At 38.2% G+C, this 24,159-nt stretch carries 18 protein-coding genes and 1 pseudogene; 7 read left to right on the plus strand and 12 right to left on the minus strand.

Going from position 1 to position 24,159, the window contains the following annotated elements; genetic code table 11:
* Nucleotides 1–9: 9 nt before the first annotated feature.
* The 7 genes from FK004_RS09790 to FK004_RS09820 all read right to left on the minus strand — a co-directional run bounded on the left by FK004_RS09790 (nucleotide 10) and on the right by FK004_RS09820 (nucleotide 8,285).
* Nucleotides 10–1,485, minus strand: coding sequence for an anion permease (locus tag FK004_RS09790; RefSeq protein ID WP_108737106.1), 1,476 nt, complete (start codon nucleotides 1,483–1,485; stop codon nucleotides 10–12).
* Nucleotides 1,486–1,503: 18 nt separating this feature from the next.
* Nucleotides 1,504–2,625, minus strand: coding sequence for a porin (locus FK004_RS09795; protein WP_108737107.1), 1,122 nt, complete (start codon nucleotides 2,623–2,625; stop codon nucleotides 1,504–1,506).
* Between the two features lie 352 nt (nucleotides 2,626–2,977).
* On the minus strand, nucleotides 2,978–3,328 hold the full coding sequence (locus tag FK004_RS09800) for a hypothetical protein (RefSeq protein WP_108737108.1): 351 nt from the start codon (nucleotides 3,326–3,328) through the stop codon (nucleotides 2,978–2,980).
* Nucleotides 3,306–3,536, minus strand: coding sequence for a hypothetical protein (locus tag FK004_RS09805; protein ID WP_108737109.1), 231 nt, complete (start codon nucleotides 3,534–3,536; stop codon nucleotides 3,306–3,308). Before FK004_RS09805 ends, FK004_RS09800 begins: the two co-directional genes overlap by 23 nt.
* Before the next feature lie 39 nt (nucleotides 3,537–3,575).
* On the minus strand, nucleotides 3,576–4,835 hold the full coding sequence (locus tag FK004_RS09810; RefSeq protein WP_108737110.1) for a DUF3999 family protein: 1,260 nt from the start codon (nucleotides 4,833–4,835) through the stop codon (nucleotides 3,576–3,578).
* Nucleotides 4,819–7,380, minus strand: coding sequence for a DUF2339 domain-containing protein (locus tag FK004_RS09815; protein ID WP_108737111.1), 2,562 nt, complete (start codon nucleotides 7,378–7,380; stop codon nucleotides 4,819–4,821). The genes FK004_RS09810 and FK004_RS09815 overlap by 17 nt, the downstream gene beginning before the upstream one ends.
* Nucleotides 7,381–7,586: 206 nt before the next feature.
* Nucleotides 7,587–8,285, minus strand: a complete 699-nt coding sequence (locus tag FK004_RS09820; RefSeq protein ID WP_108737112.1) for a hypothetical protein — start codon at nucleotides 8,283–8,285, stop codon at nucleotides 7,587–7,589.
* A 281-nt stretch (nucleotides 8,286–8,566) separates the two neighbouring features.
* Here FK004_RS09820 and FK004_RS09825 point away from each other — a divergent pair, with 281 nt between their 5' ends.
* Entirely contained in the window at nucleotides 8,567–9,778 is a 1,212-nt protein-coding gene (locus FK004_RS09825) for an IS256 family transposase (protein ID WP_108735429.1), read from the plus strand.
* 32 nt (nucleotides 9,779–9,810) lie between these two features.
* On the opposite strand, the pseudogene FK004_RS09830 reads toward FK004_RS09825, so the two are convergent.
* Nucleotides 9,811–10,791: pseudogene (locus FK004_RS09830) on the minus strand (hypothetical protein); the annotation flags it as partial.
* A 133-nt stretch (nucleotides 10,792–10,924) separates the two neighbouring features.
* Between FK004_RS09830 and FK004_RS09835 the strand changes: the two are divergent.
* Complete coding sequence (locus FK004_RS09835; protein ID WP_108737113.1) at nucleotides 10,925–12,325, plus strand: aminotransferase-like domain-containing protein; 1,401 nt, start codon at nucleotides 10,925–10,927, stop codon at nucleotides 12,323–12,325.
* 101 nt (nucleotides 12,326–12,426) lie between these two features.
* Nucleotides 12,427–12,981 carry a GNAT family N-acetyltransferase gene (locus FK004_RS09840; RefSeq protein WP_157956068.1) on the plus strand — a complete coding sequence of 185 codons (555 nt, stop codon included), beginning with the start codon at nucleotides 12,427–12,429 and terminating at the stop codon, nucleotides 12,979–12,981.
* Here the strand turns inward: FK004_RS09840 and FK004_RS09845 are convergent.
* Nucleotides 12,978–14,045 (minus strand): serine hydrolase domain-containing protein, encoded by a 1,068-nt coding sequence (locus tag FK004_RS09845; RefSeq protein ID WP_108737115.1) that lies wholly within the window; start codon nucleotides 14,043–14,045, stop codon nucleotides 12,978–12,980. The two genes, FK004_RS09840 and FK004_RS09845, sit on opposite strands and share 4 nt — an antisense overlap.
* Before the next feature lie 293 nt (nucleotides 14,046–14,338).
* On the opposite strand from FK004_RS09845, the gene FK004_RS09850 reads away from it, so the two are divergent.
* Nucleotides 14,339–16,504, plus strand: coding sequence for a hypothetical protein (locus FK004_RS09850; protein WP_108737116.1), 2,166 nt, complete (start codon nucleotides 14,339–14,341; stop codon nucleotides 16,502–16,504).
* A gap of 253 nt (nucleotides 16,505–16,757) precedes the next feature.
* Entirely contained in the window at nucleotides 16,758–18,296 is a 1,539-nt protein-coding gene (locus FK004_RS09855) for an IS1182 family transposase (RefSeq protein WP_108735475.1), read from the plus strand.
* 893 nt (nucleotides 18,297–19,189) lie between these two features.
* Here the strand turns inward: FK004_RS09855 and FK004_RS09860 are convergent.
* The 3 genes from FK004_RS09860 to FK004_RS09865 form a co-directional block, all read right to left on the minus strand.
* Complete coding sequence (locus tag FK004_RS09860; protein ID WP_108737117.1) at nucleotides 19,190–19,687, minus strand: GNAT family N-acetyltransferase; 498 nt, start codon at nucleotides 19,685–19,687, stop codon at nucleotides 19,190–19,192.
* Between the two features lie 203 nt (nucleotides 19,688–19,890).
* A complete protein-coding gene (locus FK004_RS19195) occupies nucleotides 19,891–20,064 on the minus strand; it encodes a hypothetical protein (protein WP_157956069.1) in 174 nt (57 codons plus the stop codon).
* 204 nt (nucleotides 20,065–20,268) lie between these two features.
* Nucleotides 20,269–21,732, minus strand: coding sequence for a S41 family peptidase (locus FK004_RS09865; RefSeq protein ID WP_108737118.1), 1,464 nt, complete (start codon nucleotides 21,730–21,732; stop codon nucleotides 20,269–20,271).
* A 320-nt stretch (nucleotides 21,733–22,052) separates the two neighbouring features.
* Between FK004_RS09865 and FK004_RS19550 the strand changes: the two genes are divergently transcribed.
* Together FK004_RS19550 and FK004_RS19555 are read left to right on the plus strand one after the other, a co-directional pair.
* Nucleotides 22,053–22,982 (plus strand): CocE/NonD family hydrolase, encoded by a 930-nt coding sequence (locus FK004_RS19550; RefSeq protein WP_262497639.1) that lies wholly within the window; start codon nucleotides 22,053–22,055, stop codon nucleotides 22,980–22,982.
* Nucleotides 22,898–23,890, plus strand: a complete 993-nt coding sequence (locus tag FK004_RS19555) for a CocE/NonD family hydrolase (RefSeq protein ID WP_262497640.1) — start codon at nucleotides 22,898–22,900, stop codon at nucleotides 23,888–23,890. Before FK004_RS19550 ends, FK004_RS19555 begins: the two co-directional genes overlap by 85 nt.
* The last annotated feature ends 269 nt before the right edge of the window (nucleotides 23,891–24,159 follow it).

Here is a 24,159-nt window from a genome sequence, read left to right on the forward strand (position 1 = left end):
CTTTATTAATTAATATACACCTATGGCTTTCCACCATAAGCCACCTAATCCCATCCAGATGAGCATTAAAGAGATTCCCACAATGAGCCCCATAATCCACCATTTCTTGACATCGACATAGCCGCTTCCAAAAAATACCGGTGCCGGACCATGGGCATAATGGGTTAGTGTCCCATATAAGGAACCGGTATAACCTAACATGAGGGCGAGCAGCATCGGAGGCACTTCCATTGCCATTCCTACTGCCAGTAAAGCGGCATACATGGCTGCAACGTGCGCAGTGGCGCTGGCAAAAAGATAATGACTTAAAAAGTAGGTAAGCACAATTATAGGAAAGGCGGTAGTCCAGGACAATCCGAGTAGTTTCGTTTGAATCAACTGACCGAACCAGGGGATAAAGCCCAATTCATTAAGAGAGCTAGCCATCATGACCAGGGTGGCAAACCATACAATGGTGTCCCACGCCCCTTTTTCTCCTTTTATATCTTCCCACGTAAGTACCTGGGTGAGCAGTAATATGGAAAGGCCGATAAAAGCTGTGGTGGTAGCATCAATCTGAAAGAAATCTCCGGAGATCCACAATACCAGCAAAATAACAAATGCCAATACCATCAGCCACTCATTTCGGGTAACAGGCCCCATTTCTTTCAATTTTAATCGCGCCATGGCTGGTGCTTCAGTAGTTTTTTTTAACTCGGGAGGGAAGATGCGGTACAGCAATAATGGAATTAATATGGCAGAAGCAAGCCCGGGTACTATAGCGGCCCAAAACCAGGACATCCAGGTGATTTCTATGCCTAAGTCGGCAGCAAATTTCTGGCACATGGGGTTACTTGCCGTTCCGGTAAGAAATATTGCAGAAGCAATAAGGTTCATGTAATAGCTGTTCAGTGTCAGGTAGGCGCCTACTTTCCGGTGGGTCTCCGGTTGGTCCGGCATGGATCCCAAACTCATGGACATCGATTTCATAATAGGGTAAATGATCCCGCCCCCGCGGGCTGTGTTGCTGGGAATGGCCGGAGCCAGTAATAAATCGGCAGCACCAAGGCTATAGGCAAGTCCTAAAGAACTTTTTCCGAATAATGTGATAAACAAATAGGCGATCCTGCTTCCGAGTCCCGTTTTTATAAATCCCCTCGCAATGAAGAAACTAATTCCGATAAGCCAGATGATCTTATCGCCAAAGCCACGCAGGGCCAGTGAAATCGATTCTAGGGGATTACCGGGAGCAAGTACGCCAGACATCGCCACCAGCGCTATTGCCAGCATGCAAAGTGTCCCCATACTGGCGGCTTTCAGGATGATTCCGATGATGGTTGCCAGGAAAATTGCCAACAGGTGCCAGGCTTCGGGCGTTACACCTTCGGGCGCAGGAATAAACCATAATGTGACACCAATTACAACGGTAATCAGTAATGGAATCAGCTGGATTTCTTTGGCAGCAGCAGGAACGGTAACTGCAATTGGTGTTGGAGTGGAGTTCATAAAGCTAATATTTATAGGTTATAATCGGGACTGTACTTGTATGATGAATAATTCGTTTCGATACTGTGTGGTCTCAGCGATATTCCGTTTGTAGCGTTCGATGACCACCCCAAACTGGATCCGTGCATTATAAGACTTTAAAAATTCGGCACTCAACATGGGTGTCCAGGTTTGCCTCGGATTACTGGAATGCCTGAAATCCTGGTCGAAATATTCATAGCGGCAGGAGAATTCCAGGGAACTCAGGCGATGGTAATTGATGTCGTACCTTAGATTCGGGAGTACATACAGGCCGCGCATCTGATACTGGCCCACACCGCCCCGGCGCTGTAATGAATCCAGGCTGTAATAAAGGGTTTGATTATTACCCTGTTTGAATTCTGCTTCCGTGATGAGTGACCATTTTTCTGCCAGTGGAAATACGCCTGAAACGTCCACTCCGGCAGCATATATATCCCCTGCTTTTACGGATCCTAAACCACCATTGATTCCAAATTTGAGATTAGTCTTCTTATCGATAACGGTCTCAATCCGGGAAGAAAAGTGCTTGCCATTATCATTATCACTGATTTGGTTCCGGTTGTTTCCATTGACAACTGAAAATTCGTAACGGATGGGTAATTCGGTGTTGAGGTTCCCATAGACACTGGCACCAATCTGGAAACTTTGCCAGCCATTATTCCCAAAGGCGGTATACTGGTTGGAGTAGTCCATGGATTTGATCACATCGACAGGGTACATATCTTCCAGTCCGAAAGCAGGACGGAACTGCCCCATCTTTAAATTGATATAGGGATTGAGCCGATAAGTGATATAGGCATTTTCGAGAACTTTATTTTTGGGATCGCTTTTGAAATCGGCTAGGTTAAGCAATAAAGAGACTTCGGTACGATCGGAAATTTTTGATGTAAACTGGAGTCTTGCCCGTTTGATTTCAAAGCTATTGTAGATCGCCTCTCCATCGGTATGTTGAAGTCCGGTAAGGTCAATGTCTTTATGGGAACTGAAGGAATAACGTCCCTGAAACAATCCTTTAATCGAAATCTTCAATTTTGTTTCAGCATCTACACCAACTACATCCTGTGCAGTAGTGGCCCAAAAACAAAAGAATACTAATACTAAAATGAGATAGTGTTTCATTGGAATGAAATTAGAATCACAGATTGCTACGATAGCTATCTTTTAAATCGTTCTCAAAGGTCGTAAGCCGGTATGTGTTAAAACATGATATAGGTCATGTCTCTCAGGAATTCTATGTAATGGATGGGATGCTGTAATTAAATTACTACATAATAATGTATTAGCTTGTGAATCAGGCGCTATTTTTTATTAAAGTTAGAAAATAAAATGAGACTAATGACGTTGAATTGTTTTCTTTTTAATTTTTTTTGGTTAAAAATGTAGTATTTTAATGACTATTAGAGGTGCTAAACAAAAAACTCCATCCTAAAAATTTAGAATGGAGTACACGTGGGAAATAAAATACTGAAACTTATGCCTGGCTGATGATAACGGTACTAACTAGTATTGCGAGTAATAAAATAGCAAGGTTGGTATTGCGTAAAATGTATTTTTTCTGAATGTGCAGCACAATAGCTTCAATCAGTAAAAAGAGCATAACGGCTAAGAACACTACAGCGATTAAAAGCAGGAAAGCCAGAGAATCATTAGTGCCTTCCCATTCCCAGTAGGCACATATCAAAAGGACGAATGCTATTGGGTAAAAAATACGCAACAGCAGGTGTTTGACTATATTTTGCTTTGGCCGGGCTAAAAGTTGTTGGGGTGATTCTTTTTCCGGAGTATTAATTTCCAATAGATCATAAATCGTTTCTGGTCTCATCTTCTTGCGTTTTTTGAACTTGTTTTTGGTATAACTGATAAAAAAATGCGACAAAAGTACAGCTGCTGAAGAGGCTTAACCCACCTAAAACCATTTGTACCTGTGAATTGTAAGTAAAGAATTGCAAAGCATTATTTAAAAGGTAATACAGTTGTATGAGTACCTGCAGTGCCGCACCAATGAGGGCAAGTTGTGTGATTGATTTCATTTTGTATCAAATTTTAGTGGTTTGGGAAATAGATAATGATTAATCGTTTTTCATGTCTTTAATAAGGCTATATGAAAAATAAAAGATAATAAGTGCACCGGCTGCAATACACGCCCACATAATCCAGGCCTCATGCCAAAATCCTGTTTTAGGGCTATCGGAATCAGGAGTTTCTGCTTTTTTTAGCTGTGTAATTGTAGCTTCTGGAAGTTCTTTGGAAATACTATTTCGGAATGAAGAAATATCATATTGCGGTTCTGATAGATTTGGATTTCCTGTTTTTAGGGTATAGTGTTCTCCCACTTTCAGGTCGGCAATGATATGGATCGGGCTTTGGAATAGTTTTATGTCCGAAAATACCAATGGAGGATTGTCCTGGTTGTCAATTTCAATGATAAATTCCTTTTCATGAAGCTGTGGAATATCAAAAGTATTGGAGTTATTTGAAGCCAATTCAAAGAAGTCCATTTCCTGCTCATAGTGCTGGATTTTACGTTTGTATTTTTTAGTGCGTGGTACGGCAATAGTGACCTCGCGGCGATAGAGCAGCGGGCTTTTGATCGCAAACGAAATCTGATCAATGATCTGCGGATTATGAAAGCTTAAGGTAATGCGGGTTTTCTTTTTTTCGGTCAGTTGCTCCGTTCGGTAATTTTCAATTTTAATTTCCTGCATTGCTGAGGCAGCAGTAATACTAGATAAATTACCAATTTTTAACAGTTGTATCGGAAGCGTTTTCGCATCGTTGAATTCGATCTTAAAATAGTGGTACTGGCTTTTCGGTAAGGCTATGGTCTTGTAAATCCACGTGTTTTCTGCGTTGGACAAATCTGACAATTGCTGTTTGTTGAGCAGCCCAAACCAGGATTTTTGGTCGCTGCTACCACTAATATTATAGGTTTTAGTGACTTCGGAATTACTGATCGCTAAAGTGATTTCATTCAGCACCTTTTCCGACGGATTTTCAAAAATAACCACAGAAGATTTTCCCGGGATAATATTCCTGGAGATTATAGGGAATTCTGTAAAGGCAGCGGTAGTATTCTGGACGTTTCCCGCCTTAAAATAGGGCACTTCATTATTGTTCGAATCGAATATCCGAAGATCATTCAGGTTTTCATCAGAAAAGGAACGTATTTCGGGAACTAACAATACAGAATGCAGCCCACTGGTTTTTACTCCCGTCAGCGTGGCCGATAGCGTATAGTCTTCCTGCTCTTGTGCAAAAAGGGTTAAGGATAGGAATAGCAGCAGTGCAGTCCCTGTTTTTTTTAGGATGTTCCTAAGCGTTATTTTCATTGTCTTGCTTTTGTTTATTGGCATCACTTAAAACGAGTACTTTGAGTTTTTGGTATACAAATGAAATCACTAATATTAATATTCCCAATAGGATAAAGGCAATAATTTTTCCAGTTTCAGAAGCATTACGGATATCATACAGGAATAATTTTAGAATCGTGATTCCCAGTAATACCAGTGCAATGATACGTAATGGTTTCAATTGCTTACGAATACCCATGATCAGGAAGACAAAAGCAATTGTTCCCCATAATATTGGAAATCCGGTACGTACCACCTGGTTTTTAATCTGGCTGATGCTATTGTATGCAAATTGGGATAGGGCGTACTCACTTGGATAGTCGTATTGATTTTTAGCCAGGATATTGTGAATTTCAGCACCAGTCAATACATGTACCGAAGCAGCAATACTATGAAGCATCAGTTCTGAGCTCGCGAGATAAACCAATAGGAAAGATCCTGCGAGTAAAAGCTCCCGTTGCCCAAATTTTGCAAGAAATCCGTCTTTTTTAAACAAATAAATGAAAAACCAAATGCAAAGCCCCAATGTGATCCAGTGTAAGAGATAAGCCAATCGGAAATGAACGGATCCGGTGACGTATTCTGTTTGTTCCCGGAATGCGAAAAGCGAAAACAGAAACACAAACAGTAAAATATTGGCAACCGCCAAAGCGGAAGCGAAATTTTGAACGGCAATGCTTTTGTTTTTACAATAGAACTGTATAAAAATGACACTGAACAGCATGTGGTAGAATACAATTACGGCAGCTGAAGCATTACTGCTTTGCAGGTAATCATTTGCCTGATAGGCGACTTCGATAAATCCGGCACAATATAAAAGCAATAGGGTAAGGACTTCTACATACCGGCTATAAATTTCCGGATCGAAGTTTAGGCCATAGAAGCTGGAATTTTCAGATTCATTTTTTAGCAATCGAATGATGCAATAATAACTGGCAATCCCAAAAATACCGGTCAGGAATGCTGGATTCACGACGATATTCAGCACCTGGTCACTTTGATAGATTTTACTCCAGTCCATAAGCAGGCTAATCAGCATTAGGGCGTGAACCACCACTGAGGCAAAACGAAAGGTATTGATCTTTGATTTTTGTGAAAGCCATAGCAAAAGTACCGCTTCAGCAGCCCAGAAGAGCGTTATCTGGTTCCCCTGAAACTGTATCGGAATAGCGAGTGTTGCAAAAGAGAGCGTAAGACCGATAAGCAGGTAAATGACCTTTTTTTCAAAACGGAATTTCTTGTATAAAAACCAGGCATAAAACAAATTGAAAAAGGCAAGCACCGTTGTAAATAACCCTTTATATCCGGGATGAGAATGTTCTAAGATGATTATTCCGGCAGTATAAAACAAAAAAGTATTGCTGATGAGTACGGTAAGCTGTGTGTTGGAAAATTCCCCTTTGACCCTGAGGTTATTGGCAATGTTCATCAGGATGAATATAAAATAGAAAACAAAACCGTAAATCAGGGCATTTGTATAAGGCGCATTCGTTTCCCCAACAATACTAATGAGCCATCCGCCATAGAGCAATACTGTAAATATGTAAGCCAGGATATTAACCAGGTGCCATTTTTTGAAATAGGCTACGATGAGCATTCCAATGTCGATGATAGCGATATAGGTCAGTAAAACGATATAATTGCCTTCTCCTGTACTCACGATAAAAGGTACTGCAAAAGCTCCAATTAAAGATAATACAGCCAATTCGACGCGGTCATAAGCAATTGATATAAAAGTGCTAAAGAGCGTAATCAGTACCATAATAATAAAAGCAGTAGTCTGATTGATCAGATGGTAATCGTGGAAAGCAATGGCGATTGTAAAATAAAAAATCGAGATTGCCCCGGCTACCAAAACAGAACTGAATGCTTTATAGTTTTTTCTTAATCGGTGTGCAAATACCATGACCAGCGCACCAGAAAGGACTCCAATACCAACACGCATTGGTTCTGTGATCACATTTTGGTCAATACCGAGCTTGACCAGGTAGCTGATACCAAGTGCAAGAATCAGGATTCCAATTTTATTGATGAGGTTTTCGCCTATGAATTTTTCGAGATCGGGATTGTTTTCTTTAAAAGTGGCCCACCATGATTTTCGCGGTACATACGCAGGGGTTGGAAAAGAGACTTTTGGAGCTTCCGGTTTCGAACTGATAGGTTGTGGAGCATGTACTGTAGTAGGAACTACTATTTTTTCTTTGGATTCCACCGGTATTGCTACGGGCGGTTTGTTTTCTGCCGCTACAATTGTTGGTATTGGGGGCGGAACTGCCGGAACTGGTGTTTCGGGAAGTATAGGTTGTACCGGAGGGATTGGCTTCGGTGTTGGAGTGATAGTAGTTGGAGATACTTCATTTTCAACGGGAGGCTGGAGGAGATCGGACTGTTTTCTTAAATATTCCAGCCTTCGGTTCACATCCAATAGTTTTTTGTCTATGGTATCAAACCGTGTTTTAAGATCGGTTCGAATAACAAAAAGAAAAATTAATATGACAATAAATAAAACAATTTCAAATCCCATACATATGATTTTAGTATCTTATTTGTAAATGTACTATTATTTTATGATAAGTATTTTTTTTACAAATAGGAAATACTAAAAAAAGAAGCGATTAGTGATAGTGGGCTGTTTTTGAGAATATTGACTCAAAAAGGACTATAAACAAATAAAAGCACACAAAAATCAAATTCATTTTGTGTGCTTGAAAAATTAATATAGTAGTTATCTTAGGCGAAGCCTACTGGTGACTGTAGTTCGATTTCGATCTCATTTCTATAGGTTTCCAGCAGGGACAGATTGATTTCACGATCTACCAGTCCGGCTTCTTTTTCTGCAAATAATTCGGAATAGTACCGAATGCCTTCCAGGAGATTTTGCCGGAATTTTTCATTTTTTTTAAGTACCATTGCTGTAGTAGCTGAGGTGTAGGCACTGATTTCATTACGAAAATAATCCACATACATTTTTAATTCATTTATAAATACATGGGGACGATCTTTCCGTTCCAGGATGTTGTCATTGCCATAAATATGGGCAACCATAGCCGACAGACTTACTTCTTTTGAAAAATAGGCAATATTAGGCCCGGGACATACCACGATACCCTGTTGTTCTCCCTTTAAAGGGAGGTTATGTTCTAATAATGCGGTATTGGAAAGCCCCACACAAAGACACGATTTTACTGTGATTTGTTGGTGTTTGGCTTCATAATCTGCAGCGCTCATACTATGCTTGTGGCTGTTGAGCTCCAATAATTTTTGTTCCTGGTATTTTCGGGATGCGGTGCAAACAGCCTTTCCTGAAAACTCCTTATTCAGTGCCAAATATTTTTTCGGGCAGGAGCTTCCACTTTTACCATTGTAGATCCGTTGTTGCTTCAGTAACTCATTGGTAGTGCCTTTGACGCTATTAAAGGGAATGCCCAAAGGTGAAATCAGGCTTAGGAAAAGATCTTCTTCTCCTGCTTTACAAAGCAGTTCACGTGTCGCCGAATCTACAGCAGTAGCTTCCGGAACGAGGAGGAAAGGAGAGCCCCAGCCTATCGCATCAATACCATAATGATCTAATGGGAGTAGTCGTTAGATTGTGTAAACGTAGAAATTGATTTTAATTTGATTTGAGATTTTAAGGCTTAGCCAAAAAACAACAGATCATTAAGTATAGAATTTAAAAGAACTACATTTAAATAATTTAAAAAGAGCGGATTATGATCGAAGATGGTAAATTACCCAAAGATTTTGCAAAGCAATTTAAAAACAAAGAAGACTTCCATACTTTTTTTCAAGACCTGTATAAACAAGGCATTGAACAGCTACTCCAGGGAGAATTGGATGCTCATCTGGGATATGAGAAGCATAATATTGACGGATACAATACAGGCAATAGCCGTAATGGTTCTTTCTCAAAGAATATAAAATCAGAGACTTTGGGCAATATGGTCCTGGCTATTCCCCGGGATAGAAATGGTGAATTCGAGCCTCAGGTCATCGGAAAAGGCCAATCGATGAGTGAAAAGATTGAAGATGCTATTTTAGGAATGTACAGTCGTGGAATGACCCGTAGTGATATTGTAGAACAAGTTAAAGAAGTTTATGGGATATCAGTAAGTGAGTCCACGATTTCGACCATCTCTGATAGAATACTGGCTGATGTTGATTTATGGACTAAAAGGGCTTTAGAACCACAGTATCTGATTGTTTGGATGGATGCTGTGCATATGAAAGTAAGAACAGATGGGAAATATGAAAACCATGCAATTTACATTGTAATCGGACTAAAAACAGATGGTAAGAAAGAAGTATTAGGAATGTGGCTAAATAAAGAAGAGTCGGCTTCATTTTGGATGACTGTACTCTCTGACATAAAATCTCGTGGAGTAAAGGATATTCTCATTGCCTGTACAGATAACCTTACCGGATTTACAAAAGCTATCAGAGGTGTTTTTCCAAATACAGAATCCCAGCTTTGCATTGTTCATCAAATAAGGAATAGCCTTAAGTTTGTAGTAGTTAAGGATAGAAAAGCATTTTGCAGTGCAATGAAAGAAGTATATACTGCAATAAATCAGGAAGAAGCCGTTTTAGCTCTGGCTGAATTTAAAAAAAACTGGGAAGCAAAATATAAATATGCCGTTTGCTCCTGGGAAAAGAATTGGGAAAATCTCATGCCTTTTTTGGCCTATCCTGCTGAAATCAGGAAAATAATGTACACCACAAATACAATAGAAAACTTAAACAGGGGAATTAGAAAATATACCAAAACAAAAGTGCAGTTCCCAGATGAAAAAAGCGTCAAGAAATCAGTCTATTTAGCAATACAAAATTGTGAAAAAAGCTGGATAAATGCAATACCAAGCTGGGGATTAATCATGAATCAGTTCTTGGTCATATTTGGAGAAAGGTGTAATATTAAACACTAAGAACTGTTTACACAAAATTTCGACCAGTCTCGATCTAATAAAAACTGGTGCTCTTTGGCTGTGCCAATTCCGCCCTGTACTGTGATCTTCAATTCCGGAGGTTGTGATGGTAATGGCTTTTCCTGTAAGGAAAGTGCTTTGGTCATCAGGGCAAAGGCGCTCTCAACCAGGTTTTCTTTCTTCTGTTTGAACTCTTCCAATATCGGGCCCAGCAGGTATCCTTCTGTAGCAAATGCATGGCCACCACAATTTAAGCCGGATTCAATACGGTATTCGGAAACCCAAAGCCCTTTTTTAGCCAGGTAATTTCCCTGGATCATTGCCGAACGGAAATCACTCACTTTCAGTATGATTTTCTTTTTTAACTGATTGTCCGAATCCGGGAAAAAATCACTGAATTGTTCAAAATAACCATAAAGCGAAGGATTCATTCCTGCCGAAAGTACAACGGAGGAACAAAGGTTGCTTTGCGCAAATCCCCGGAGTGCCGCGTGGGCATCGTTATAGATTACCGGAAGTGGTTGGCCGTCAGGAGCGAAGTTCTCCTTATCTACCTTGGTCATGATATTGACGTCTATAGCTCCCGGAGTTACATTCTCCTCGATGAAATGTGAAATAGTTTCTTTAAGGACACTGCCACATTGGAGAAAATCAGTGAGTTTTTTTCGAATCTCAGATTGATTCGGTAAAAGGGCAATATAGTTTTCCAAGGCACTTTTGCTTTCTGAAATGTCAATTTTCAGTTGTTCAAATTTTTGTTTTACCAAAGTATCGACCAGATTCAGGTAGGAAGTAATGCGGGCAGCACGAAAATCATGCATCTTTTGTGTAATTTCCTGATAGGGAAGCTGGAATTTCCGGCTGTAAAAGGCATTCATTTTTTCTAGCAGGTCGTCATCCATAATGGAGATGACGGAAGAAATGCCGTAATGCGCTACCCGTATCGGAGTGTCAATGGTATAGGCCAATCCCATAACCGGGATGTGGAAGGTATGTAACGGGGAAGTTTTCATGTTAGTTCTTTTGCGATTTAACTGCAAATATTAAAATTGAGCAGCACTTAAAACCTGATAAATATCATGTACCTTATTTTTTAAAGCGTAGGGTACAGTTTTAAATTTGTAAATTTGACTGATACAGATAGCCATGAAATACAAATACGAAACGATTGCCGATACATTACGGGAAGAAATCACAGGAGGGAAGTATAAAGCAGGAGATAAATTACCCTCAGTACGGGAGCTGAAAAGCCGGCATCAAAGTAGTGTTACTACAATCCAAATGGTGTACGAATCCCTTATCGTCCAGGGTTTAGTGGAAAGCGTTCCCAAATCGGGCTATTATGTGAGCGAGGCGATACCACCAATACTACCGAAGCATCAAGCTAAAAAACAATTGCCAGATGTATTTTTTAGGGATAATCTTGCGGCAATAACAAAGCATCCGGAAAAACAATGGGCAGAGTTTAATGTAGCGATGGCAGGTGATTTGCTGGTACCTCAAAAGTTGATATTGCGCACCATGCAACACGTAATCCGAGAAAAGGGAACACGGCTTTTACGCTATTATCCTTCTAATGGATCAGAAGAACTCCGGATTCAGATTGCAGCACAGGCACGGCAGCACGCTATTTTTCTGAATCCTGAAAATTTGATTATTACCGATGGCGCTTTGCAGGCTTTATACATTGCACTTAGTGCAGTATGTATGTCTAATGACATCATTGCTGTTGAAAGTCCCTGTGTCTTTTCAGTATTGGAAGTAATCAGGATGTTAGGGTTGTCGGTAATTGAAATTCCGGTAGATCCCGAAAAGGGTTTTGATATTGATTTTCTCGAAGCTGCTATCAAAGATACTCCCGTAAAAGCAGTAGTGCTAACACCGAATTTCCATAATCCCACAGGGAAGATGTTATCCGATACAGGAAAGAAAAAAATAATAGCCATAGCCGTGGAGCACTCCATTGCAATTATTGAAAATGATATATATGGCGACCTGAATTTTTCAGGAGATCGTCCCCGAACCATACAATCGTGGGATGAAAGTGGGCTGGTGCTTACTTTTTCTTCTTATTCGAAAACACTGGCAGGGGGAATCCGGTTGGGATGGCTGTCTCCGGGGCGTTTCTTTGAAAAAGCAGAACAATTGAAATTTTCGTTGGGGAGTACTGTCGCCCCCGTTTATCAGGAGACGGTGTGCCGGTTATTGGAAACGAAAAGTTATGACAGGCACATCCGCCGTTTTAGGATGCAATTGGCCAAACAGGCCCGACAGGCTATTGTATTATTGGGACGTTATTTTCCGGAGCATACTTTTTTTGTGCCGCCGCAGGGAGGTTATGCCATATGGGTGCGTACAGCTGAAGGTACAGACATGCAACAGTTTTATGCCTATTGTGAAGCGCTGGGCATCCGCTTTACTCCAGGTACTACTTTTTCCCTGACTCCCAACTATTCTAATTATTTCCGAATTGTTTTTGCCGATGCCTTTACACCTTTGAGGGAAAAGGCACTAAAAGCCGCTGGGAAAGGTTTCCGGGATTTATAAGACCTGAAATGTTAGGCCAACTGTACCCATTGGATTTCTACGAACTGTATTCTTTTCTGGTGGACAGAGCATGTAGCTTTGTGCTACTTAGAATACTAAAAATGGAAAATACAAAAATAAAATTTATCATTGCCTCAGAAGAAAGCATGCGTCAGTTAAAAGAAGTAGGATCGCAATACCTTCATGAAAAATATAGCGGCATTTTACCCGTTGCCTCAATTGAAGCCTACAATAAAAAACAATTCCATACCGATCGTCTGATCGCCTACCTGAACGATTTCTCGAACCAGGGCATTATGGTGTATGTCGATGAGATTCCGGTGGGCTATGCTTTTCTAAGGGAAGAAAAAGAGAAACCTGCCGCACTGGAAAACAGGAAGTCTTCCTGTATCGTCGATTTTGTAATTATAAAGGAATATCGTGATAGTGGCGTAAAAAATGTATTGTTGCAAAAATGCCTGCAGCTTTGCCGTTCATATGAAGCCTTATGGATATCAGAATCGGAAAACGCGGTACCAATGCTACACTTTTTTAAGAGAATAGGTTTCGAAAAATCAGGCACAGTACGTAATACTAATTTTAGTACTGAAATGGTGGATGAGGTTTTAATTTGTGAAACAATCCCGGCAGCACTTTTAAAAGTCTCCGGAAACTAAAGCTTTTTCTTATACGTAGGCAGTATGTAACGAGCCATAATCTCAAATGCTTGTTTGGCTTTGGAAGAGTTGTAGTTCCCCTGATTAAAAACGACTACAAGATCCATGTCCTGAATTATAAATATATATTGTCCGCCATTGCCCGAAGCAAAAAGCAAAGGCACTTCGAGTTCCGGTGTTTTAATGACTTCGCGATACCAATAGTAGCCGTAATAGGTAGGCTGTGGAATGCCAATGGTGTTTCGTCTGGAGAACGAAAAGTCGGGAATAGGAATGGCACAGGCCGTAGATTCCCGGAGCCAACTTTGGGAAACAATCCGCTTTCCATGCCACTTCCCGTTGTTTTGAACCAATTGCCCTAACTTCAGGGCATCCTTAGGCAACATATAAAAAGATCCTGCGGTCATTCCATGTCCTGCGGGGTCAGTTGTCCATCGGTATTGGGTAATGTGTAAAGGAGCGAACAAGTATTTTTTGGCAAAATCCATGACCGAGAGTCCGGTAGATTTTTCAATAATACCACTAAAAAGCATAGGATCGACAGACGTATAAGCCCATTTTTCGCCAGGGAGGTCTTTCATGGGTAAATCCAGGGAAAATTGTACCCAGTCTTTACTTTGGCTCATGCTTTCTTCGCAGTCTTTGGTTTCATTAAATTCTTCACAATCAAATCCGGACTTCATTTCGAGTAGGTTTTTGAGTGTCATCTCCTTCTTATAAGGATCCGTTTTAAAAGATTCATTTTCAGGAAAAAAATCAGCTACTTTTTGATTGACATTTTTTATAAAGCCTTTATCAATAGCAATGCCCACTAATAAAGATGTGATGGATTTGAATGAGGAACGGGTATCGTGTAAAGAATCGGCACTATAACCGTTAAAGTAGTGTTCATGTAGAGGTTGGCCTGGTTTCGAAATTAAAATACTATGGATTCCCGGGTATTGGCCTGTCGTTACAGCTTCGGTCATTTCGAGTAACGGCGACTCCGATTTTTTTGAAATCACTTGTGCTATAGCTGTAGCACTCATCAATAGAATCAAAAGATAAAGAAGGATGTTTTTCATTGTTTTTTAAGATAGGGGCTACGGAAATTACGGTCTAAAGTACTGAAATTTAAAATGCTCTGCTAAACATATTTTCAGGTGGAAATAGATTTGTACTACTGATAGTAGAAATAAAGGTCTTTGTCATGCGGTAGGAATAATTTTCAATCCTGAGGATCGGAGCGTAGTAATTCGATTTGTTTTTGAAACTTCTGTGTAGTGGGTAATTGAAAATAGCAGTAAAAGATTATTTAGTATCTTCCCCGCCTAATACCATAACAAGCAATAGAAATTATTAAAAAACAGAATAGTTTATGATTAAAAAGGTAATCCCTGTATTGGCAGGATTTGCATTGATGTTGATTTTATGCAGTTTTGAATCATCCTATTTGTCGGATAAAAAACAAGAAAATAAGATAGCGGGCGAGATTGTTTACAATAAAAAGAAACACAACATACTATTATCATGGCCAACCTTCGGTTTATCCGGGAATTATGTGATCACCAAGGGAGGAAGCCGTTTGGCATCCGATTTTAAGCCTGTAGGCTCGACTTCCAAATTGACATTTACAGACAATACGCCCAATGCAAATAAATACGAAAACTATTATAAGGTTACCCGTAACGGTATAACAATACTAATTTCGTTAGAGCACCAAATTTTTGGTGACAATATGTATTTCTACGATAGAAAATATGAAAAATCAGAAACTGCACGAAACGATATTAATTCGCATTTTAGTACTACTGGCTTAGGCGGATCAAATGGCGAGTGGACCACAAAACGGCAAGCTTACTATTTTAAAGCCAATGTTGGCAATCAAACGTACGATTCGGGTGGGTCGGGTTCGGCATCGTCGGCAGCAGCTAACGCCATAGAATTGGGATTCTACACCCACATTGGAGGCTTGGGCAAAGTACCGGCAGCAGTTAAATTAGGGGCTGTATTCACCAGACCCCACCTTTCAGGCGGAGCCAATGCCACATGTACCTTTTGGCGTTCTATTGAAAATGTGGCAGTGATGCGCGATTTTGCCTGGACTGTTTCGCAATCCACTAGTGCACGAAGAATGCTCATTGAAAGCACTTCGAAATATATTTCAGATGTTGGGGACACTAACTTTTGGGGCAGTGGTGGTTTTATAGCCGACACCCACTATACATCCCTTAGGCCAAATTGGGGGGCACAACAACAATGGTATACCAGAAATGCTGTTTTTCCTTCCGGTTCGGGTGCTATGGGTGGTTCCTATAATATGGTTTGGCAAGGTTGTGTCAATCCTCCACAATCGGATGATAGCAACACTCCAATTGCTACAACACCAATTATCAGAGAAAAACCTTTCCTTTTTATAGATGACGATGGCGAATACAAAGTATTTGTTCCGGCATGGCAAAAGGATAGAATTGGCGTTTCCTGGTCGTCAACCGCTATGGGCGAAGGCCAAATTCAGGAGTTGCTTGCCGACTGGTATGTTGCTAAAGAAGGCGACACCGATGTAGCAATCAACGCCGCACTAAAAGCAGGTAAAAATATATTTTTCACCCCAGGACATTATGCCCTGAGCGCTCCGATCCAGGTGAATAGAAAAGATGCCATACTTCTGGGTGCAGGAATCGCTTCGGTAACGCTGGAGCCTACCGAGAAAAATACTTGGGGCTGTATTTATGTTGACGACAAAGATGGAATTATCATAGCTGGACTTCTTATGGACTCCTTCAATAGTACAACATATCAGGTTAGAGTTGGTGGAGAAGGAGTGAATGCAGACCATGCTGCAAATCCGATCTTGCTTACAGATATTACGTGTAGAGTAGGTGGAGTGCAATCAAAAAATATTCAGATCCATACTTCTATGCAGATAAACAGCAATAATGTGGTGGGCGACCATTTTTGGTTATGGCGTGCAGATCATGGTTCGCAACAGGGCGGAAATGCACGCTGGATACTGGATAGATGTAAAAATGGACTTATCGTTACTGGTGATGATGTTACACTATATGCCTTATTTACCGAACACTATCAGGAATATGAAGTGCTCTGGTGGGGCGAACGTGGCAGAACCTATTTTTTTCAAAACGAACCACCATACGATGCCCCAAATCAGGCAAGTTGGAGCAGTCAGGGAGGAAGGGTTGATGGTTATGCCGCATTCAAGGTTGCTAATACTGTAAAAGAACACCAGAGTATAGGAATGGGATCTTATGCGGTTTTCACAGGAACTGATGGTAATGTGAATAAGAAAAACGGTTTTGAAATCCCCAATAGCCCGAATGTAAAGCTCGAAAAAATGTGTATTACCCGTTTTGCTGGCCCGGGTAATATCCTAAATGTCATTAATGGTACTGGAGGTAGCACAGCAACGGGTGCAAAACGTGTGGCATTATACAACAATGGAGTAGGTACACTACCTTACGATGAAGCTTTTGATTTACCCAATCCGGAATCATATCCGGCGTATATTGGTATCGATAAGTAAATAAGAAAAGTATACCCTATTATAAAATGTTTCAAAACGCTGAAGACCGATTCATCTTCAGCGTTTTTTATTTTCCCGATGGCTATCGTAAGAACAGTGTGAAAATAATATAGTAGGTTGATGTTTATTGTATATCTGAGATGAAGTAAAACAAAAAGAAGCTGTCTCAAAACTGAGTCAGCTTCTTTTTTTTTAGTTTGTATTTTTATATGCAATTTTGTAAATTTAATCAGTGATAAACAGCTGATTATATATGAGATTCAAACATTATAACCAACAACAAACGATGCTTCTACCTTATTCGTTTGATGATTTAATTCCACATACACATGCGGTTCGAATAGTTGACCAAGTTGTGGAATCCCTTAATATCCAGCCTCTTTTAAAAGCGTACAGTAAAGAAGGTAATCCTGGATATCATCCAAAGATGTTACTCAAAGTGATGTTGTATGCTTATATGACTAATATCTATTCTTCGAGAAAGATAGAACTTGCACTTCGTGAGAATATCAATTTTATGTGGCTTACTTCTATGACTATTGTTGATCATAATACAATTAATAGATTTAGAAGTGATAAACTAAAAGAGAGTTTTAAAGAAATCTTCAAGCAGGTAGTTTTGATGTTGGCCTCAGAAGGACTGGTGAATCTAAAACAAATTTATACCGACGGAACAAAAATAGAAGCTCAGGCCGGCAGGTACACTTTTGTGTGGGGTAAGAGCATAAAAACCAATAAAGCAAAAATGCTCACCCAGTTGGAAGAATTATGGAACTATGCCCAAAGTATCGACAATGAAGATGACCCCAACCCGGAACCAACAGAGTTCAAAGAAATCAGCAAAGAGGTAATTGAGAAAACTGTAGCTAAAATAGATGCCAAACTCTCTGGTAATGAAAAGACCAGTTCTAAAGCAAAAGCTAAATTACGCTACATAAAAAATAATTTTACTTCCAATCTTGAAAAGTATGAAAAGCAAGAAGCTATTCTGGGAGAAAGAAACAGTTACAGCAAAACTGACACCCAGGCTACTTTTATGCGCATGAAAGAAGACCATATGTTAAACGGACAGCTCAAACCAGCTTATAATACTCAAATATCTACACAAAATCAGATCATTGTTCATTATACCATCCACCAAAATCCGACCGATACTAAAACACTCCAGCCTCATTTAGAAAATTTGGAACAAACCTTTGGTAAAAAAGTATTTAAAAAGATAAAAGAAATAACTACTGACGCAGGTTATGGAAGTGAAGAAAACTACGATTATCTGAAACAGAAGAAACTCAAAGCTTTTGTGAAGTATAATACTTTTGAAAAAGAACAAGATCAAAACTACCAAAAGAAACACAAGGCTTTTAGCAAGGAAAATCTCTATTACAATCCAGAAGAAGACTATTATGTATGTCCAATGGGACAAAAAATGCATAAAACATATCAAAACCAGAAAACAACAACTACAGGATACACCCAAACCTTATCGCATTATCAGGCCAAAAACTGTGAAGGCTGTTCACTTCGAGGTCAATGTTTTAAAGCTCAGGGAAACAGAAGCATCGAGCGAAACCACAACCTTGAAAGACATAAACAACAAGCAAGGGAATTACTACTAAGTGAAATAGGAATACAAAGAAGAAAGCAACGCTCTGCCGATGTAGAGCCTGTATTCGCTCAACTCAAGCATAATAACGGTTTTAGACGGTTTTCTTTAAAAGGACTTCAAAAAGTAGAATTAGAATTCGGATTAATGGCTTTAGGTCACAACTTAAGAAAGAAAATTGCAGCATAAAGGCAATTTTTTACTCCCGTTAAAATCTAGATAGTTAAAATCCAAAATTGTATCAAATAAAAAAACCGTCTCAAAATTTGTTTTGAGACGGCTTCTTTTGACAGCTTTTAAAACCTGTCAGTCGGGGTGGCAGGATTATCTACCATTTCCTTAAATCTTTGATTTTATGTTTGATATCAAGTCTGTTTGCAAAAGGGGAAACCGAATAGGTCTCATTTATAGTGACTTACGTTGTAGCCCTTTGTGTCCTTGATCAATTTAATCGCAGTCAGTCAATGTATAAATCATAATGTCTATCAATATGTAAAAAATTGTACTGTTAATTTACATCCACCTTTTGTAACCAACACCAGCCTGTAGCTAGGTGATTGTCCATTATATAAATTTTTCCCTGATTGCATAATATATTTTAAATCATATACCCCGAATGTTTTTTGCTATTAAATACAATTGTTTCCATATTTTGCTATCACTTATTAAAAGTTGTATTTTTATCAGAACTACAGGAAATATTCTTTACGAAACTTTTTTGCAGTAAAATAGTAAATTTACAAATCACTTTTTTCTCTATTATATGGTCTTCTTTTAATCATTATTAAAACTTGTAAAATACTTATTTTAATGATTAAAAGAAGACTGTATAAATTGCATATTTATTTGTTGGTATTGAAGTTTTTTTACAATAAGCAGATTGGGAAAAGTTGCTAGCTTTTATACAATGAGTGGTAAAAGTAAAGCAAATGATAAAAAATTTTCAGACTGACTTATTAAAAACGGGGAATTTCCTAATGGTGTTAATTTTGCTATTATACTTGCAAGAATAACTGATTTAATTATATGTTGTAGTTGTCCATTTCAGAAGTGATCCTATTTTTTAACTAACTAAAATTAAATTATATATTAAGCAGGTATAACCAATATTTTTTTCCAAACATTTCTTCCAATTCCATTACCTGATTAAAACCTAAATTTTCATAAATGTGTCTTGCCGAATTCATGAATTCAGAAGTGTGCAGCGCCACGATTTTTTCGTTCGTTTCTTTAGCGTAATTGATACATGATTCAACAAGTTTTTTCCCGATTCCATTACCTGTGAAATCAGGGTCAACTCCAACCATCCGTATATAACACCAGTCTTCATTAAATATTTCCGTAGGATTTCCATTAGGAACCAAATAGGCCATCCCAATCAAATCACTTCCAGATTCACATACAAAGCATTTTGATCTACCTAAAAGTTCTGTATAAGAAGTTTCAGCAGACAGAAAATCATTCATTTTATTCCAATTCTCTTCTGATAAGACCACCTTAAATTGCTCGTAAGACCTTAATCCTAATTGCTGAAGTTTATATTTATCGTGAAATGTACCGGATCTAAAAACAATTGCCATTCAGTTATAAATTTTAGTTGATGTGAAGATATGTAATTGCAGTTATTAAATAAGTTTGTTATAATAGCGGCATACTGTTGACCGCAATACTCTTAGCTCACACTGCTATAGAATCTCGACTATTCGCCAATTATTTTCGTTTCTCATTGCTTGCTGTGATTTTTTTCCATTTAATAATGATATTCACAGGCTCTGAACGATAACTAACGCAGCAGAGGTTGCTTGGGTTTAAAAATAGTACCTGCCGGAGTGATCCCAGCACTTTTAAACTCAACATTTTCCATTTTGAAGTCTGGGCGATAATTAGAATCTATTGTAGTTTGTGCAAACGAGTTAAAGCTGAAACAGCAGAGCAGAATAAGTAAATATAGTTTCATAGTATTATATTTTAAAGGAAAATATTCCTTGATTATAATTAAATATTAAACAATATTAATATTTATGGCACATAGATTTTAATAAATTGTGACCGATTAGTGAATAAATGTGACGAAATACAATTTATTAATGAATAACAGATTCATTAACCAGAATTTTAGACCATCCTAATTTTTACAACATTGAATATGGGTGAATTTCTGTCAATTATTCTTTTGACCTGCCAATAACATTGCTAAATTTAGTTGGACATCATTCTTATTGATAATATCCAAGATTGTCGACTGAACCTTATATTGCGGTATGATTCCCCTTCCAATCTCCTTAGCTCTATTTACATCCATTTCGTATCTAATTGTACCAAATGAAATCTCCATTTTGGTATTCGGTAAAACAATTTCATACTGTACACCAGAAGTATTCCCATCGTAAGTTCCACCCGTTTCTTCTCCAATAAACTTACCACGCTTATTGCTGTAGGCTATCGCACAGAATTCCGCTGTTGTAGAGAAAGAAGATCCATCAATCAAAAACCATACTTCGCCATTATAATTTTGATGCGGGTAAATAACTTCGAGATTTGGATGAGCTTCTTTTCCCAATAGAAACTGATGATCATTAACCTTTTTAAACATTTTAGGGGTCAAATTATTAAAGGAAGACACGTTGTTTTTGAATTTATCAAATTCCATCTCCATCGTAACTGTCTGCAAGTTCTTGTAATATGTAAAAGGCTTATTGGCTAAATAGGAATAAAGCAGACTACCGTAGGTATCTCTTCCACCTCCATTTCCACGAAAGTCAATTATCAATTTTTTTATATTAAGGACTTCTATTTTCTGAAAAGAATTCTCCAAAAAATCATTAAAATCAATTTTTAGTTCAGCCGGATTAAAGCTTTTTATAGTCATTAACGCAATATGGTTAGGTTTTACAGAAAAATCAAGAAGTGGTTGAGCTAGCTCTGCAATTTCATCCTTAATTATATTTCTCTCAAGATCAGCCATTATTTTCGAACTTCTTATTTGTCCATTTTTCAATTTATACACAACATTAAAGGAAGGTGTTTCACCAAATGCAATGAAATAATAGAAATAAAAAAAATTGTTTAATATTTGATATTTTTTTGTCTGGATGTTTCCATCAGATACAATATACTTCAACAGCTCAGTTATTACAGCATTAGTAGGTTGATTATTAATGGAGATGATTTCAGATCCAGTAGGGATTTGAGAATTAAGTGCAAATTCTACAAATACCTTACTGTTAATGAATTTGAGTTTTACCGGAAAGAACAACGCTTTTTCATTCCTGTAAGTTTCAAATGCAGGAGGCAAACTGCAATATAAATGTCCATCCTTCATCTTACTTAGTAAAATTTTAAACATTTTGTAAAATTCTAAATCCGATGTCCTCTCATTGATGGAAGCATAGCTACTGTCAAGTACAGTGTCCATCTTCATTTTATCAGCATATCGGTAAAGTGATGGATACTTATCTTGAAGAATATTTCTAAAAAAAGTGAAATCTTGCCTGTATCTATCAGTACGAATTCGGTTAGCTCTCAAGCTTTCAGTTTGTCCATAAGAAACTAGCGAATAGCAAGATATAAATATGAATGTTATCGTTTTATAAATTTTATTCCCAGTCATAATTGGAGATTTCATTAATTGACAAATATAAATAATAAGATGATAATAATCAATGTCTGACTTTCTAATTAAACAGGATCAGCAGGCATTTCATCATGTGTTATTTTGGGTAAGGGTTAATTATTCGAAATTGGTTTTAAAAGATAAAGACGACCACTTTCCTATGTAATGAAGGGGTTAGCTTGCAGAGTATAAAAGGGTCAGTTTAGCGGATACTTGCCTAACATTTTTGTTGAAACTCCTACCTTATGCAAAAGAATGTTAATGATTATGGACATATCTAATATTATGCGCTAAAACTATACCTTTAAGAAAATTTCTATTCAAACCCTTATATGAAAGCTATTATTAATTTTTTTATCTATATTATATTACCTCTTATTAGTTTAAGTATTTACGCACAGGAACTTCCCCCAGCAGATAAGTATAGCAGAAAGGACGTTATGATTAAAATGCGTGATGGCATTAAATTAAATACCGTAATATTTACCCCTAAGGACCAAAAAGTAAAATTACCATTTCTGTTACAGCGTGACCCTTATCAAGTTAGTGTTATGGGAAGTCCGGAAAAAGATTACTATGTACAAGATATGGCTGAAGACGGCTATATTTTTGTATATCAGGATATCCGTGGAAGATATCTCTCAGAAGGAAAGTTTGAAATGCTGGATTTTGGCAGAGATAAAACTGACCCCAAATCAACTGATGAAAGTACTGACACTTACGATATCATTGATTGGTTATTAAAGAATGTACCTGATAATAACGAAAAAGTAGGAATGTGGGGAATATCTTATGATGCTTGGGTTGCTTTAATTGCCACAATAGATCCCCATCCAGCATTAAAGGCAATTTCAGAACAGGCTTCTCCGGCGGATATGTTTCTTGGGGATGATTTTCACCATAATGGGGCTTTTAGATTAAGCTATGGCTTTGAATATGCATTTATGGAAGAAGCGGCTAAAACTGACTCCCTTTTTCAATTTGAAAATTATGATACTTATGAATGGTATCTCAAATTAGGCTCTTTGGCCAATGTAAATAAAAAATATTTCCATGGTAAATTACCAAGTTGGAATGATTTCGCCAAACATCCGAACTATGATACATTTTGGAAAAAGCAATCTCTTTTATTTCACCTTAAAAGCCCAAAAGTCGCCATCCAACATGTTGCAGGTTGGTGGGATGCCGAAGATTTTACGGCCCTCAAGCGGATTATCATACACTGGAGAGAAATGATGACCAAGATCAGAATATTATCATAATAGGCCCATGGAATCATGGTGGCTGGGCAATGGGACCAGGAAATAAACTGGGTAATCTTGATTTTGGAATAGAAACAGGGCCGTTTTTCAGAAAAGAGATACAGGCTAAATGGTTTGCTTACCATTTGAAGGGCAAGGGAGATGGAAAATTTCCTGAAGCTACTGTTTTTCAGACAGGTTCAAATCAGTGGAAAAATTACACTGCTTGGCCTCCTAAAAACACAACCCTTAAAAATATATATTTTCATTCTAATGGAAAACTCTCTTTCGAAAAGCCGGATTCTCAAGAGCAATCAAATTCAGACAGTTTTGTTTCTGATCCCGCTAAGCCTGTTCCTTATCGTGCTCGACCGATTGAAGCGACTTACAGTCGGGATTCACGTTGGAGTAACTGGTTAACCGAAGATCAACGCTTTGTTCATAATCGTCCGGATGTATTGAGTTGGGAAACGGAAGCTTTGAAGGATGATCTTACAATTACAGGAAATGTAATGGCTAAAATTTATGCAGCGACTTCAGGAAGCGATGCAGATTGGGTAGTGAAACTGATTGATGTTTACCCCGCAATTGATATTAAAGACCCTAAAATGTCTGGTTATCAGATGATGATTGCTAATGATGTTTTTAGAGGAAGATTTAGAAACAGTTTCTCTAATCCCGAACCCATAACACCAAATAAGGTAGAACTTTATACGATAGATCTACATGGTACAGATCACGTTTTTAAAAAAGGTCACAAAATAATGGTGCAAATTCAAAGTAGCTTGTTTCCTATTATTGATCGAAATCCTCAAAAATATGTACCCAATATATTCGAAGCAAAAGAAAGCGATTTTCAAACCGCCATTCACAAAGTATTCCATTCCTTAAAATTTTCTTCTTCACTCGTCTTGCCTATGGTGCAATGAAATGGCTAAAATTAGGTTATTTTGGTAATTTATTTGAAACGTCAGAAGCAGTATGAGATATGGTATTGGAGAATTTGGTATTGGAGAATTTGGTATTGGAGAATTTGGTATGTTTGTAAACTCATATCAGGGCTACAACTGATTAATTTTTAACTCTCTCAAAACTGGCAACCTTTTCAGTATCGGACAAAACGACGAGTAAATTCAGGGCTAGACAGTCAGATTTGGGGTTTTGCCAAAATTGGCTACAGTTTTTCGTCCATCATGGC

This window comes from Flavobacterium kingsejongi (assembly GCF_003076475.1).
In the GTDB taxonomy this organism is placed as follows: Bacteria; Bacteroidota; Bacteroidia; order Flavobacteriales; family Flavobacteriaceae; genus Flavobacterium; species Flavobacterium kingsejongi.